Genomic DNA, 13,820 nt, shown 5'->3' on the forward strand with positions numbered 1-13,820 from the left:
TTCATTAATTACTTGATAGTTTGCATATCGATCACGTAACGGAATTTCACTTTTCCTTCGTCGATATTTTTGTAAGCCTCGTCTACTTCAGTAGCTTCAGCTTTAATTACTTCTACTTCAGGATAAATATTATGTTTGATCGAATAATCTAACATTTCCTGAGTTTCCGGGATTCCGCCGATCAATGAACCATAAACTCTTCTATGAGCAGATTGCATTACTAAGGGAGAAACCGGGATGCTTGCGTTTGCCGGTAAACCAACGATGGCTAGTTCACCACCATCCATTTTTAGCATTTTAACATACATCATCGGGTCGTAATCTGCCGGAATTGTACTGATGATAAAATCGAATTTATCTGATAATGCTGAAAAATCTTCGGTCGATTTTACATTCACATAATCTACCGCTCCAAGACGTTTAGCATCTGAAGCTTTTTCATCGGTAATATCAAAAACAGTAACATCTGCTCCTAGATCTACCAGGTATTGAACAGCCATATGACCTAAACCTCCAAAACCGGCAACACCAACAACATCTCCTTTTTCAACTTCACTAAATTTAATTGGTGACCAAGTTGTGATCCCAGCACACATTAGTGGAGCGGTACGTTTTATATCTGCACTTTTCGGTACGTTGATCGCAAATTCATCTGAAACAGTTATGATGTTAGAATATCCACCCTGAGTAGTTTCTCCACCGTGAAAACGATCTGGATAACCGTACGTAAACACGGTTCCGTTTGCACAATATTGCTCTTTCCCGGCTTCACAGTATTTACACTCGCCACAAGAATTTACCATACAACCAACTCCGGCGTAATCACCGACTTTAAAATCTTTTACATCGTCACCAACTGCAGTTACTTTACCTACGATCTCGTGACCGGGAATTACCTGATTTGGTTGACTTTTCACCATAAAGTCACTATGGCAAATCCCTGCATATAAGATTTCAATTTCGATATCGCTGTCTCCTACCGGATGACGTTCAAATTCAATTCTTTCAAAGTTTGAATTGGCTTTAGTTGCTAAACCAATGGCAGGAATAGCTTCGCTTTGTTGAGCGAAAGACATTGCTGATACCATCAACAACATCAGACTGAATATTCTATTTTTCATTTTATATGAATTTTTAAGTGATTTTGAGTTAATAATTAAAAAGTTGCTGCATCGATCACGTATCTGTAACGTGCATCTTTGTTCACTACTTTTTCCCAGGCATCATTAATTTCTGAAGCATTAATGACTTCGATCTGTGGTAAAACACCGTTATCTGCACAATAGTGAACTACTTCTTGAGTTTCTGGAATTCCGCCGATCAATGATGCGTTATAATTTACTTTTGCCATTGCAAGCGCTAAATTATTTACTGTGATTGAAGATGCTTTAGGCATTCCTACATAGGTAAAAGTTCCGCCTGGTTTGATACAAGCAACATAAGCTCCTAAGTTAAATTCGTAAGGAATCGTAGAGATCATATAATCTACGGTTTTCGCATATTTCTGAAGCGCTTTTAATTCTTCATCAACAACGATCACTTCTTTTACTCCCCAAGATTTAATATCTTCAACTTTGTCTGCTGAAGTCGTAAATGCATAAACTTCAGCTCCTTTAGAAACTGCAAGTTTTACGGCCATATGACCTAAACCACCAATACCGGCAACACCTACTTTATCTCCTATTTCAAATTGTTCTTTCATTAATGGAGAATACGTCGTGATCCCTGCACATAAAAGTGGAGCGGCTTCTTCAAAGCTAATATGATCTGGAATATGCACTGCAAAATGATCTCTTACTACCAATTTATCTGAATAACCACCTTGCGTAATTCCGGTTGGTTCAGCTTCAGAAGGCATTCCGTAAGTCATTTTTGTAGCTCCGTTTTCACAATAGTGCTCTTCACCACCTTTACAGTGATCACATTCCATACAGCTATCTACCATACATCCAACACCTGCGCGATCACCAACTTTAAATTTAGTTACGTTCTTACCAACAGCAGCTACTACACCTACGATCTCGTGACCCGGAACCTGCGGATATTGTTGTTCTCCCCAGTGTCCTTTTTCCTGATGAATATCTGAATGACAAATACTGGCAAATTTGATATCGATAAGAATATCATCATCTCCAACAGGTCTTCTTTCAAATTCCCAAGGACTCAATTTTCCTGATTCGTCTTTTGCTGCGTAACCCTTTGTTTTTACTGTTGCACTCATAATTTTTCTTTTCCTTTTATTCTTTTCCCTTATTATTTTTTTTCGATTTTATAAAATGGTATATCCACCATCTACCGCGATAGATTGACCTATTACATAAGTCGATTCTTCACCGCATAGCCAAACCGCCGCGTCTGCCACTTCTGAAGCTTTTCCTAAACGATTAATTGGTGCAGCATTTATAGAATCTTCTCTTTTAAGATCACCGCTATTCACCATATCATTAACCATTGGAGTTTCAATTGTACCCGGGCAAACCGCATTAATACGAATACCCTGTGAAGCGTAATCTGCTGCGGCACTTTTGGTGATTCCTAATATTGCGTGCTTTGCAGCGACATACGGAGTTCTACCGGGAACACCAACTTTACCTGCTAAAGAAGAGTTGTTAACTATGGCTCCAGATTGTTGTTTTTTCATCTGAATAAGCTCGTGTTTCATACACAACCAAACTCCTTTTAAATTTACGTTTAGGATCTTATCGTAATCTTCTTCGCTAGTTTCTGTAATATCCTGAGCCGGAATTTGAATACCTGCATTATTAAATGCAGCGTCTAATTTTCCGTAAGTTTCAACAACTTGTGCAATCGCTTTTTCAACTTGTGCTTCGCTAGAAACATCACACTTTATCGCAATTGTATTTGCTCCGTTTTCGTTTAATTCAGCCGAGAGTTTTTCTGCAGCTTCGATATCTACATCTAAAATGGCAACAGAAGCTCCTTTTTCAGCAAAAATTCTAACTGCTGCTTCGCCCATTCCTTTTGAACCACCGGTAACCAGTGCTACTTTATCTTTCATTTTGTTTTCTTTTAATTCATTTCATCAAAGCTTTATATCGAAGCAATGAAAAATTGAAATACGTTTTTCTAAATCTCTACTTGAGATCTTGATTTCCCTTGATAATTGAGATTAAATACTACGAGGCTTACCTCAATATAAAGACATTTTCAAGAAATGCCCTACAGGCGTGCTCCGAGATTTATTAAAATACTTTCTTATTTTGTATAAACTGAATCGGTTACAGCTTCCATCCACTCTACAATACCTTTTTCAGTATTTGGAACGATATACATTTGCTGAACGCCGGTATCTTCACTTGCACCGTGCCAGTGTCTTTTGTTTGGTGGACATTTAATTACGTCACCTTTTTCCATAATTTCTTTTGGCTGACCTTCAATTTGGTGATAACCTTTCCCGTCGGTAATAATTAAAATTTGTCCGCCCGGATGCGTATGCCAGTTACTTCTTCCGCCTGGCTCAAAATATACATTTCCAACCGCAGTGGTATACGTAGAATCTGGTGCTACCAAACCAACATTAAATGCATTACCCGTAAAATTTTTCTCTGGTCCTTTATCTCCCTTCGGAAAGATAAAATCAAGATCGCTGTCTTCTGAAGTTGAAGTTTCTGTCTGTGCCGTTTCTTCTGAAGCTACTTCACTAGTTTCTGTTGAAGTATTCTCTTTACAGCTTCCTAATAGCAACACACTAAATAATGAACTTGCTAGTAAGGAATTTCTAAGGTTAATCTTTTTCATAATTAATTATTTTGGTTTTTAGTTTTTAAATCTTACACAAAGATACTGGGAAAGCCAAGCTGTATAGTAATAAAATTCAAATCAAAAAGTAAGAATTTCAATCTAAGCGTCTTAAAAATTACAATATAAAATCGTAAAGAACTGTTAAATCGAATCTCGCATAACAAACACGATTACAATAAATTGAGATATAATAATTTAAAAAACAAGTAACAAGCTTTAATAGGTGAGATTGTACGTATACTGAATAAATATTTCGGTATTTCAAAACAAACTCAATATTTCAGAAGTGGTTTGAATATTATAAACTTGATCCACTAAGGAATTCAGCAACTTTTATAAAATGAAAGCTGAAATTATACAATATAGATTCAGAATTAAATGTAGAATTCAATCAATAAAACAATTACCTAAGCGATTGATTTACGAAAAGAACCCGGATTAGTTCCCGTGGCTTTTTTAAAGAAATTATTAAAGTAAGTAGGATAATCAAACCCGAGGGAATAAGCAATATCATTAATACTCCAATCGGTATGCAGTAGCAAGGCTTTAGATTCGTTGATTATTCGATTATTTATATGTGAGGTTGTTGGATAACCGGTAACTTTTTTCACTGCCCTGTTAAGGTAATTTACATGCACGGCCAGATTATTCGCGTAATCTTTTGCGGTACGTAATTTTAAAGGCTGATCGATCCCCTCTATAGGAAATTGTCGTTCTAGCAGCTCTAAAAATACGTTTGTAAGTCGGGACAACGCATCTTGATTTTGCTGAAAATTTTTAGAAGGCTCTAATTTTTGCGCCTCATGCATAATCAAATTGATATAGTTACGAATTACATCGTCTTTCTGACTATAATCGCTTTGTTGTTCCCTAATCATGTTTTCGAACATCGAATTTAAAAAAACACGTTGCTCATTCGAGATTCGCAATACCGGAGTACCATCTAACTTGAATAATGGTGATTGTTGCAGCATCTCTGAACGATCTGATAACATCAAAAACTCTTCTGAAAACAAACAGGTATATCCTACGTATTTATTGGAAAGTGTTTCCCAGGAATATGGAACGTGTGGATTCCCAAAAAACAGCACGGTTTCACCATCGGTCTTAAAACTTTTATCTGAATAATGAATTACACTTTGCCCTGTCGTTAAACAGATTTTATAAAAATCCTTACGGCTATATATTTTTGTTGAAGAGCTATCATCTTCAATCCTAAATACATTAAAACCTTTTAATTTTAATTCGTTATTAAACTCAGATACCGATCTTCTTGATGTTGCGTTCATATTACAAAATTAAGAATTTCAAAACGACCATAGGGAGTTGCTATTCATAATTTTGTATTAATACTTAAAAGAACAGCACAGCCTTTGAACGATATTAGATGATCTCTGATAAAAATTTTATCACCCACCGTTAATTATTAAATATTGATTATATTTATGATAAACCTCGGCAGATGAAGCGCATTTTTTTTTGACAGACTAGATAATTGGTTTAATACTATCATAGTATTTGCTTCTATAGCGCTATTATTTACTTCGGCTACTTTTGGAGAACGTCTTGGTGTTTATGAAGTTATTATTGATAAAGCTTTCTTTATTTACCAGCTGATGTTTTTCGGAAAATACTTTATTTATAAACGCACGGTAAATTGGAATAAAGCCGGTATCAATATTCGGCTAAAATGGTTTAAAGATGCACATTTTCCATTTCCGAAAGTAGCAGCTTGTACTTGCAATAATAAAACCTTAGAAATTATTAAATCTAATGGTAAAACGTACAATTTTGATCTATCCGATATACATTATCGAGATAGGGCAAAGATGATAGGTATATTTCAGGAGCGTCTTCCAAACGCTCAATTTCATAATATCTAATACGAAATCATTTCCTATGAAAGCAATTTATTTTTCACTCGCATTACTCTTATCTATCAATTTTTGCAATGCAAAGATATTTTATGGCGACAACGATAGCATTAAAAAGTCGATAAATAAGCCTTCTTTTACTGCATTAACAATAACTCGCATTGGCCATACCGGTAATAAAAAAGAGAAGGTGAAAATGACTAAAGACGAAAATGAGGATTGGAATATTGATTATACAGCATACCAAAACGATCAAGAAATGATCAATCTTGAAACCCTGCAAAATGATAGTCTTTGGTTTGAAGTCTTAAAAACCAAAATACACTTTTTACCAGATTGGGAAGATATTCAATATAAATTTTCAACTTTTTTGGAAGCCGATCTTGGAAATGGAACTGAACTTTTGGAAGATCATTTTTTAGTCTTAGGAGAATCCGACGAAATTGAGATCTGGACAGATAAAGATCAAAAATACAACAAGATAAGTTATGCTTTACCTGATTCTTACTACAAAAAAATCCCAGAAGTAGATGAAACAAAGGCAGTTGCGACACTTATCGAAATTTTTAGGGATAAATATCAAATATTTGAATAGACAGAACTCAAATTTAGTAAAAAAACGCACTTAGAAATCTTCTGTAAACGTCTAATTTGAACAACTAAGAACTAAATTATTGATATATTATAAATTTACTTATATTTATATCGCAAACGATTTAATCTTAAAAGATTTAAAAAAATGAGAACTTCAACTTTTCAAAATATTATGCGCGTTCTTTTAGGTGCAATGATGACTTTTGCCGGTATTGGCCATCTTACTTTTCAACGGCGAGAATTTCAAGCACAAGTGCCAAGGTGGCTACCAAATTTTCAGGAATTTATGGATGTGGTTGTTCTTGCTTCAGGAATCGTAGAAATTTTCTTAGGATTATGCCTAATCTTTTGGATAAGCAAAAAAGTAAAAATCGGTATTTTACTGGCCATATTTTATATTTTGATTTTCCCAGGAAACATTTCTCAGTACACTAACGGAATTGATGCTTTTGGTTTGGATACCGATCAAAAAAGGCTAATTAGATTGTTCTTTCAGCCTGTTTTAATCTTCTGGGCCTTATGGTCTACAGACGCTTTAAAACATTTATTAAGTAAGAAAAATTGAGAAGAGACTTATTTCAAGGCTAATTATTTTTGTTAGCTCAAACAAAAAGTTACTTTTACGCTTCTCAAAAAGCACTTTAATTTTGAAAAAGATTTTAGCAATTCTAATCGTGATTTCTTCTATTCTTATTTCCTGTAAGGAAGAAAAAAAATATACTGATTATAATGAAAATGATTTTTACGAAGTACAAGGCCTAGTCACACATGCTCCGCTTACCGATGATCCTTATGATCTTCACGTAGCCAAGGATGTACATTACAAGTATTTTTTAGACCGCGACCAACCTCTTAGCGGAATAGAAGAAAATTTTGAAATTCTGGAAGATGTAAAAGGCTATCCTGTTGTCATATTGGTTCATATAGAGGATGAAATGATCAATTTTTATGATCGTATCGGTTTTTCGGAAAATTTAAGCATTGATGAAAAGAAAATTCTTGAAGAACATTTTCAAGAACAAATGGATATCGAAAGAGAAAAGATTAATAAAAGAAACTAGTTGTTTCGAATCTGAAAAAACAAAAAAGCCACCTTTTCAGGTGGCTTTTTAATTTTATTTCAATTTGTAATTAAGCTTCACAGCTCGAACAATTTACAATGTTCGATACAAATTCTTTAGAAACACTCTGGCTTCTTTGATAGTATAAAGTTTTTACGCCTAATTTCCAGGCCTCGATCATTAACTGGTTCACATCTCTTACCGCTACTCCCGCAGGAATATTAAGATTTAAACTCTGCGCCTGGTCGATAAACTTCTGTCTTACCGATGCCTGCTGAATAATCTCCAACTGACTAATTTCTTTAAAGGTTTTAAAGATATCTTTTTCTTCCTGGGTTAAAGTTTCTAAATGCTGAACACTACCATGATTTAGCATAATGCTTCTCCAAGTATCTTCATTATCCAAACCTTTTTCCTCAAGCAATTGCTTAAGATATTTGTTCTTACGCATAAAGTTTCCTTTCGCAAGACCAGCCTTATAATAATTACTACTGAAAGGTTCGATTCCTGGTGAAGTTTGTCCTAAGATCGCAGAAGACGAAGTTGTTGGCGCAATTGCCATCAAAGTCGTATTTCTCAATCCATAACCTTTAAGAATTTCTGGCTCGCCATAAATGGTAGCCAACTCTTTACTGGCTTTGGTAGCTTTAGCGCTAATATCTTCAAAGATCTGGTGCGTTAGACCTTTTGCTCGCATTCCTTCAAAAGGAATTCTGTTTTTCTGTAAATACGAATGCCATCCCATCGCTCCTAAACCAAGCGCACGGTGATTTTTTGCGAATCTATTTGCTGAAGCTAAATAGTGATTTCCTTCAGTTTTTGCGATAAATTCCTGAAGTACGCCGTCTAAGAAATAGATCGCTAGCTTTACGGCTTCAGTATCTTTCCATTCATCATAAAGCTCCAGGTTCATCGATGATAAACAACAGATAAATGATTCGTCTTCCGTAGAAGGCAAAGCAATTTCAGAACAAAGATTACTAGAATGAATGGTTCTATTTTTATCCTTATAAACCTGTGGCTTAAATCGGTTAATATTGTCTTTAAATAAAATATATGGTAAACCTTTTTGCTGACGGCTTTCTAACACCTTCGCCCAGATTTCACGTTTTTCCATATCGCCTTCGATCATTTCCTGCATCCAGTAATCTGGCACACAAACACCGTAGAACAAATTCTGAATAGGATTCCCAATACTTTTAATTTCCAAAAATTCTTTAATATCTGGGTGATCGATATCTAAATAGGCTGCAAAAGCACCACGACGAACACCTCCCTGAGAAATGGTATCCATTGCAGTATCAAAAAGTTTCATAAAACTTGTCGCTCCACTACTCTTCCCATTATCGGTAACAGCGCTACCACGACCACGTAATTCTCCAAAATATCCAGATGTACCACCACCAATTTTGGTTTGCATAATTACTTCACCAAGTTTGTGCGTGATTCCTTCGATATTGTCTGGTACATAAACATTAAAGCATGAAATTGGTAAACCACGCTCGGTTCCCATATTTGCCCAAATTGGTGAACTTAAACTCATCCAACCTCGCTCTATCATTTCGATAAAAGCTTCAGCAAGTTCTGGCTTATATAATCTTCTTGCCGATGCATTTGCAATACGCTCGATAGCAGATTTTACAGTTTCTCCTTTTAGCAAGTAACCACGATTAAGGATTTGCTGACTTTCATCATTAAGCCACCAAAGTCTTTTATTCTTTGGTTCGTCTGCGATTAAAGGCTGAGTTTCTACGTTCGTTGTCATGGGAGTTTCAGGTATTTAATTTTTGGCGATTATTTAAAAAAGGTCTGATGCGGTAATACTTTTGTCATGCTTGGTATAATCTACAGGACGTCTTGCAAAGAAATCGTCTAAGCTATTTGCAAAAACCTCTTCTTCAAACCATAGCATTGGCTGATATTCGGCCGCAGTAATATTATATTGCTTTGGAAGACCAATACTTTGTAAACTATCATCTAATCTGAATTTCATAAAATCCATTAGATTCTTTTTATTAATGGTTTCTAACTGACCATTTTCGAAAATCCAGTCGATAATTTCTTCTTCAACTTCAATAGATCTGGTAACTACATCTGTTAATTTCTGAATCATTTCTTCGTTGAAGTAATCTGGATACTCTTCACGAATCTGGTTAATGATATAGATCCCGGCATTAGCATGAATTTGTTCGTCTACTGAAGTCCATGCGATAATATTACTCACATTCTTCATCACTCCTTTAAAACGGTTAAAGGATAACACAATAGCAAACTGACTAAAAAGTGATACGTTTTCAATCAAAATAGAAAATAAGATCAAAGAAGAAACGTAATCTTTAGGATCCTCGGCTTTGGTATGCTCTAGAGCTTCAGTTAAATAGGCGATACGTTTTTTAATCGCAGGAACTTCTACTACCTGCGCAAACTCGTTATTATACCCTAAAACTTCTAAAAGTCTCGAATAAGCCTGTGAATGTCTAAATTCACATTCAGCAAAAGTACTTCCTAATCCGTTAAATTCTGGTTTTGGTAAATGTTTGTATAAATCTCCCCAAAATGATTTTACAGCAACTTCAATTTGTGCAATCGCTAGCAAACTCTTTTTTACTACGTCTTTTTCTCCTACGGTTAAATGTGAATGAAAATCTTGTACATCTGCGGTAAAATCTACTTCAGAATGTACCCAAAAAGATTGGTTAATAGCATCTGTAAAATCTAAAACTCCCGGATACTCAAAGGGCTTATAATTTAGCCGTTTATCAAAAATACTCATACTGCTGTTGTGTTATTTATGAAACAAAAAACCAAGAGCATAAAATGAAATGGAAGGATGATCTTCGATAAGATTTTAGTCTTAAAATGTCGAATCTTAGTATCCACGACCATTACTTTTTATGCGAAAGTAAAAGTCATTGAAACGAAAAAAGGTGTTCTGGCTTATCAGCAACGCTAATTTACAGTTGCGCAACAGCTCATGATTTGCACATGATTCCCCTTAAATTCATATGAAATTTCGTTCAATAATTTCAAATCAAAATTACAATCTAAGAGCACACTTTTTTTAGAAATCTTAGCATACTTATTCACAATTTTGTGAACAATCCAGAAACCGCTGATTTTTAAAGTTTTATATTTTAATTTTTAAAATTCTGAAAATCAGATTATTAATTTTTCAACATTGCTAAATTGTTTACAAAAAATGTAAACTTTGCAATTCTAAATAATCTGTAAGCGAATAAAATATAATGATTTACTTATTTGTGAAGACATGGGTAAATGCATTACAAATATAAAGAAACCTCAACTTGAAATTGATTTATCTAAAACGAAAATTTCACGAAAACTGAAGATAAAATACAGTAGCTTAAAAATAAACAATTTAGCTCTAGAATTTCGGAATTTAGTCTAAAACAGGAAGAGCCTTTTCTTCAAATTCAATATCCAGCTTTAAAATTTCATTAAGTGTTGGTGCAAACTGAGAGGTAAAATATTGCTTATTTTTTCTCGATGCTCCTATAGACTTAATGTGATTTCCTAAAGCCATGATCCAAACCTGATCTGCGTCTTTAATTGAAGTACCATGCCCTCTCCAGGTATCATTTTCTCCAGTTCCTGCTCCGCGACCATGATCTGTGGTGATCAAAATACTCGTTTTACCTTTATAATAAGAATCTGAATTCACAAACTCCCAAATATCCTGGATCATTTTATCGGTGCGATGTGCAGACCTTAAATATTCATCATAGCGACCGTCGTGCGCAAAATCATCGGTTTCTCCATAGGCGATATATAAAACATCAGGCTTTTCGTGCTTTAAAGCTTCCATTGCATAATTATGGGTAAAAACATCGAATCTTACCCCGCCCCACCGCTTTGGTGTTTCCTGCTGAATTTTATCCAAAAACAGCGCTTTTTCTGAAGGATTTTTAGATAATGAAGATCGATATCCTGCATTAACCGGAATTTCACTCCGTTTTTCATTCAGTATAAAAGGAAAAACATCCCAGCTTCCAAAAGCTAAAACTTTACGGCGATACTTATTACTGAAATTCGCGATTTCCAGGATCGTTTTATTCGGATTATAAATTTTATCGTTACTATTTATATGATCATCATCTGCTTTACCGGTTAAAATTTCATTATAGCCAGGATAAGAGAATACCATGCGATTGGTTAGATTCACTTTATTACCTTCCCAGCGATCACCTAAGATCACACCATTTTCAGCTATAAAATTCCACACAAAAGGAAATAGCTTTTCACGACGCTCTGCTTTAGTTTCAGCCCAAAAATCATCTTTTAAACCCGATCTATTTTCTACAAAACGATCTTTATTTAGCAGCAGAGAATCTGCCCCGCCAAATAGTTCCTGCCAGCGCAAGCCATCTAAAGTGATAATAATAAGTTTATCGTTTTCCTGAGCCTGCAGGGAAATACTCAGTATAAAAAAGCCAAAAACAAGGGATTTAAGATCTAATTTCATATGGCTAAAATAAGGCGAAATATGATTCTTTTTGCAATTTAAAAGATACTCAATCGTTACTAAATGAATAAATTGTAAGTTTACATTAAATTAAAATTATTACTGAAGAGCGTAGCAAAATAAGCCTGTTAAGTAGACTACACAGGTCAAGCCATAAAGCATTTTTTTTAAAGCGTCTTTGTACCGAGGCAAGCCTCGAAGCATTTAATCTCGATTATCGAGTAATAAATTAGTAGTTATTAAGAAATTCTAATGGCATTTTAATCTCGATATAAAGATTTTTTAATAATCCCACTCTATTTTCGCATGCAGCTGAAGAAATGTTATAAAATTCTGAAGCTTTAGAAAAGAACGCAACTTTTAATTACTTTTATCGATTGAAAAACCTATTTCAATCATTTTTAACCAGTTACAAAAAACATTGAATTATATATGGCCAAAAGTTCAATTTCTCCCTGGACTAAACTATGGAACCTGCTAAAACTCGAAAAACGTGACATTTTACACGTTCTATATTACGCGCTTTTTGCAGGTCTTATTAGCTTAACCCTACCATTGGGAATACAGGCAATTATAAATTTAATTCAGGGTGCAGAGGTTTCTACATCCTGGATCTTACTTACCTGCCTGGTAACTCTTGGAGTTGGATTTAATGGAGCGCTACAGGTTTTACAACTAGATCTTGTAGAGAATATTCAGGAGAAAGTATTCACACGTGCTTCGTTCGAGTTTATCTATCGCTTCCCAAAAATGCGAGTGAGAGAATTAGAAAATTATTATCCGCCAGAATTATCCAATCGCTTTTTTGATGTGTTAACGCTTCAAAAAGGTTTACAAAAGCTATTGCTAGATTTTCCTGCTGCTGTGATTCAGATTATTTTTGGTCTTTTACTACTTTCATTTTATCACCCGTTTTTTATTGCGTTTGGTATTCTATTAGTAGTCCTCATTTATATCATCTTTAAGTTTAGCTTATCTAAAGCGGTCGATACAAGTATCCTGGAGTCCAAAAAGAAATATCATGTTGCTTTTTGGATTCAGCAGGTGGCTGCAAACTTTAGAACCTTCAAGATTTTTCCAGATGAATATGAGCAGAATAAAAACAATAGACTTGTTCAGAAATATTTAGAAGATAGACAGGCGCATTTCGGTACTGTAAAGAACCAGTATAAGCAAATGGTTGTTTTTAAAGTTATTGTGACTTTAGGATTGCTTTTAATTGGTGGCTTACTGGTACTTAATCAGCAAATGAATATTGGACAATTTGTTGCTGCTGAAATTATTATCGTACTGGTTATTAATTCCGTAGAAAAAATAGGGCTTAGCTTAGAAACGATTTATGATGTGGTCACTGCAGTCGAAAAAATTAGTGAAGTAACTTCTAAAAAAATAGATCGTAAAACTGGTGTGAATAATAATGATGTGCAGTTATTTCCTTTAAAAATTGAAAATCTGCATATCGAGAAAACAACTGTTCCAGATTTAGTAGTGAATGAAGGTGATCTTATTAATATTGTTGGTGCAGAAATTGTAGTGAACGACTTTTTCCATTACCTCTCTGGGATGAAAAAGACCAAAAAAGGTCGAATTTATTTTAATCGGGAAGAGATCGCCAATGTAAATCTGGATAATTACCGAAACAAGATCGCATTGCTTTTAAATACCGATAGCATTTTTGAAGGAACTATTTGGGAAAATCTAACGCTGAGTAATCCAAATATGAGTTCAGATAGGGTTTACCAAATGCTAGAAGATTTTAATGTTCTGGATCATATCAATAAACTTCCGGAGTCATTAAACACGTATATTTTCTCTGGCAGTAAAAAAATAGGTGCAAAAACAGCGAAAAAGATATGTTTGATAAGAGCCTTACTTAAAGATCCAAAATTTTTAATGATCGAGAAAGGATATATACTTTCAGAAAATGATAAACAAGCCCTGATGAAGCATATTAAAAGAGAAAACACCTGTGTTTTACTTGCTGATGATGCACATCGATTAGACGAATTTGAACCTCTATACCTAGAACAGAAATAAAAAATTAAA

12 protein-coding genes and 1 riboswitch are annotated in these 13,820 nt (G+C 34.6%); of the genes, 4 read left to right on the plus strand and 8 right to left on the minus strand.

Features of this window, described 5'->3' with window-relative positions; translation table 11 throughout:
* Window positions 1-8: 8 nt before the first annotated feature.
* The 5 genes from BM201_RS11300 to BM201_RS11320 form a co-directional block, all read right to left on the minus strand.
* Window positions 9-1,121: an NAD(P)-dependent alcohol dehydrogenase gene (locus BM201_RS11300; protein ID WP_092542689.1), complete on the minus strand. Its 1,113-nt coding sequence runs from the start codon at window positions 1,119-1,121 to the stop codon at window positions 9-11.
* Window positions 1,122-1,156: 35 nt separating this feature from the next.
* The gene (locus BM201_RS11305; protein WP_092542691.1) at window positions 1,157-2,221 is read right to left on the minus strand and encodes an NAD(P)-dependent alcohol dehydrogenase; all 1,065 of its coding nucleotides are present in this window, start codon (window positions 2,219-2,221) and stop codon (window positions 1,157-1,159) included.
* Between the two features lie 48 nt (window positions 2,222-2,269).
* Window positions 2,270-3,019, minus strand: a complete 750-nt coding sequence (locus BM201_RS11310) for an SDR family NAD(P)-dependent oxidoreductase (protein ID WP_092542693.1) — start codon at window positions 3,017-3,019, stop codon at window positions 2,270-2,272.
* Window positions 3,020-3,216: 197 nt separating this feature from the next.
* Complete coding sequence (locus BM201_RS11315) at window positions 3,217-3,759, minus strand: cupin domain-containing protein (protein WP_092542695.1); 543 nt, start codon at window positions 3,757-3,759, stop codon at window positions 3,217-3,219.
* Window positions 3,760-4,169: 410 nt separating this feature from the next.
* Window positions 4,170-5,051, minus strand: a complete 882-nt coding sequence (locus BM201_RS11320) for a helix-turn-helix domain-containing protein (protein WP_092542697.1) — start codon at window positions 5,049-5,051, stop codon at window positions 4,170-4,172.
* A 610-nt stretch (window positions 5,052-5,661) separates the two neighbouring features.
* Between BM201_RS11320 and BM201_RS11330 the strand changes: the two genes are divergently transcribed.
* The 3 genes from BM201_RS11330 (at window position 5,662) to BM201_RS11340 (ending at window position 7,291) form a co-directional block, all read left to right on the plus strand.
* On the plus strand, window positions 5,662-6,231 hold the full coding sequence (locus BM201_RS11330) for a hypothetical protein (protein ID WP_092542701.1): 570 nt from the start codon (window positions 5,662-5,664) through the stop codon (window positions 6,229-6,231).
* Between the two features lie 144 nt (window positions 6,232-6,375).
* Window positions 6,376-6,795 (plus strand): DoxX family protein, encoded by a 420-nt coding sequence (locus BM201_RS11335; RefSeq protein WP_092542703.1) that lies wholly within the window; start codon window positions 6,376-6,378, stop codon window positions 6,793-6,795.
* Window positions 6,796-6,877: 82 nt separating this feature from the next.
* Window positions 6,878-7,291, plus strand: coding sequence for a hypothetical protein (locus BM201_RS11340; RefSeq protein ID WP_092542705.1), 414 nt, complete (start codon window positions 6,878-6,880; stop codon window positions 7,289-7,291).
* A 70-nt stretch (window positions 7,292-7,361) separates the two neighbouring features.
* Here BM201_RS11340 and BM201_RS11345 read toward each other — a convergent pair whose 3' ends face one another.
* The 3 genes from BM201_RS11345 to BM201_RS11355 form a co-directional block, all read right to left on the minus strand.
* On the minus strand, window positions 7,362-9,056 hold the full coding sequence (locus BM201_RS11345; RefSeq protein ID WP_092542707.1) for a ribonucleoside-diphosphate reductase subunit alpha: 1,695 nt from the start codon (window positions 9,054-9,056) through the stop codon (window positions 7,362-7,364).
* A 33-nt stretch (window positions 9,057-9,089) separates the two neighbouring features.
* Window positions 9,090-10,064, minus strand: a complete 975-nt coding sequence (locus BM201_RS11350; protein WP_092542709.1) for a ribonucleotide-diphosphate reductase subunit beta — start codon at window positions 10,062-10,064, stop codon at window positions 9,090-9,092.
* Window positions 10,065-10,168: 104 nt separating this feature from the next.
* Window positions 10,169-10,309, minus strand: a riboswitch (adenosylcobalamin (AdoCbl) riboswitch).
* Between the two features lie 382 nt (window positions 10,310-10,691).
* Complete coding sequence (locus BM201_RS11355) at window positions 10,692-11,774, minus strand: alkaline phosphatase family protein (protein ID WP_092542711.1); 1,083 nt, start codon at window positions 11,772-11,774, stop codon at window positions 10,692-10,694.
* 432 nt (window positions 11,775-12,206) lie between these two features.
* On the opposite strand from BM201_RS11355, the gene BM201_RS11360 reads away from it, so the two are divergent.
* Window positions 12,207-13,811: an ABC transporter transmembrane domain-containing protein gene (locus tag BM201_RS11360; protein WP_092542713.1), complete on the plus strand. Its 1,605-nt coding sequence runs from the start codon at window positions 12,207-12,209 to the stop codon at window positions 13,809-13,811.
* Window positions 13,812-13,820: the final 9 nt, after the last annotated feature.

Origin of the sequence: Zunongwangia mangrovi (assembly GCF_900112105.1) — a bacterium.
Lineage (GTDB): Bacteria > Bacteroidota > Bacteroidia > Flavobacteriales > Flavobacteriaceae > Zunongwangia > Zunongwangia mangrovi.

Coding starts and splice junctions, on each gene's coding strand:
- BM201_RS11300 (WP_092542689.1), bottom strand. CDS start 1,121: ATGAAAAATAGAATATTCAGTCTGATGTTGTTGATGGTATCAGCAATG.
- BM201_RS11305 (WP_092542691.1), bottom strand. CDS start 2,221: ATGAGTGCAACAGTAAAAACAAAGGGTTACGCAGCAAAAGACGAATCA.
- BM201_RS11310 (WP_092542693.1), bottom strand. CDS start 3,019: ATGAAAGATAAAGTAGCACTGGTTACCGGTGGTTCAAAAGGAATGGGC.
- BM201_RS11315 (WP_092542695.1), bottom strand. CDS start 3,759: ATGAAAAAGATTAACCTTAGAAATTCCTTACTAGCAAGTTCATTATTT.
- BM201_RS11320 (WP_092542697.1), bottom strand. CDS start 5,051: ATGAACGCAACATCAAGAAGATCGGTATCTGAGTTTAATAACGAATTA.
- BM201_RS11330 (WP_092542701.1), top strand. CDS start 5,662: ATGAAAGCAATTTATTTTTCACTCGCATTACTCTTATCTATCAATTTT.
- BM201_RS11335 (WP_092542703.1), top strand. CDS start 6,376: ATGAGAACTTCAACTTTTCAAAATATTATGCGCGTTCTTTTAGGTGCA.
- BM201_RS11345 (WP_092542707.1), bottom strand. CDS start 9,056: ATGACAACGAACGTAGAAACTCAGCCTTTAATCGCAGACGAACCAAAG.
- BM201_RS11350 (WP_092542709.1), bottom strand. CDS start 10,064: ATGAGTATTTTTGATAAACGGCTAAATTATAAGCCCTTTGAGTATCCG.
- BM201_RS11355 (WP_092542711.1), bottom strand. CDS start 11,774: ATGAAATTAGATCTTAAATCCCTTGTTTTTGGCTTTTTTATACTGAGT.
- BM201_RS11360 (WP_092542713.1), top strand. CDS start 12,207: ATGGCCAAAAGTTCAATTTCTCCCTGGACTAAACTATGGAACCTGCTA.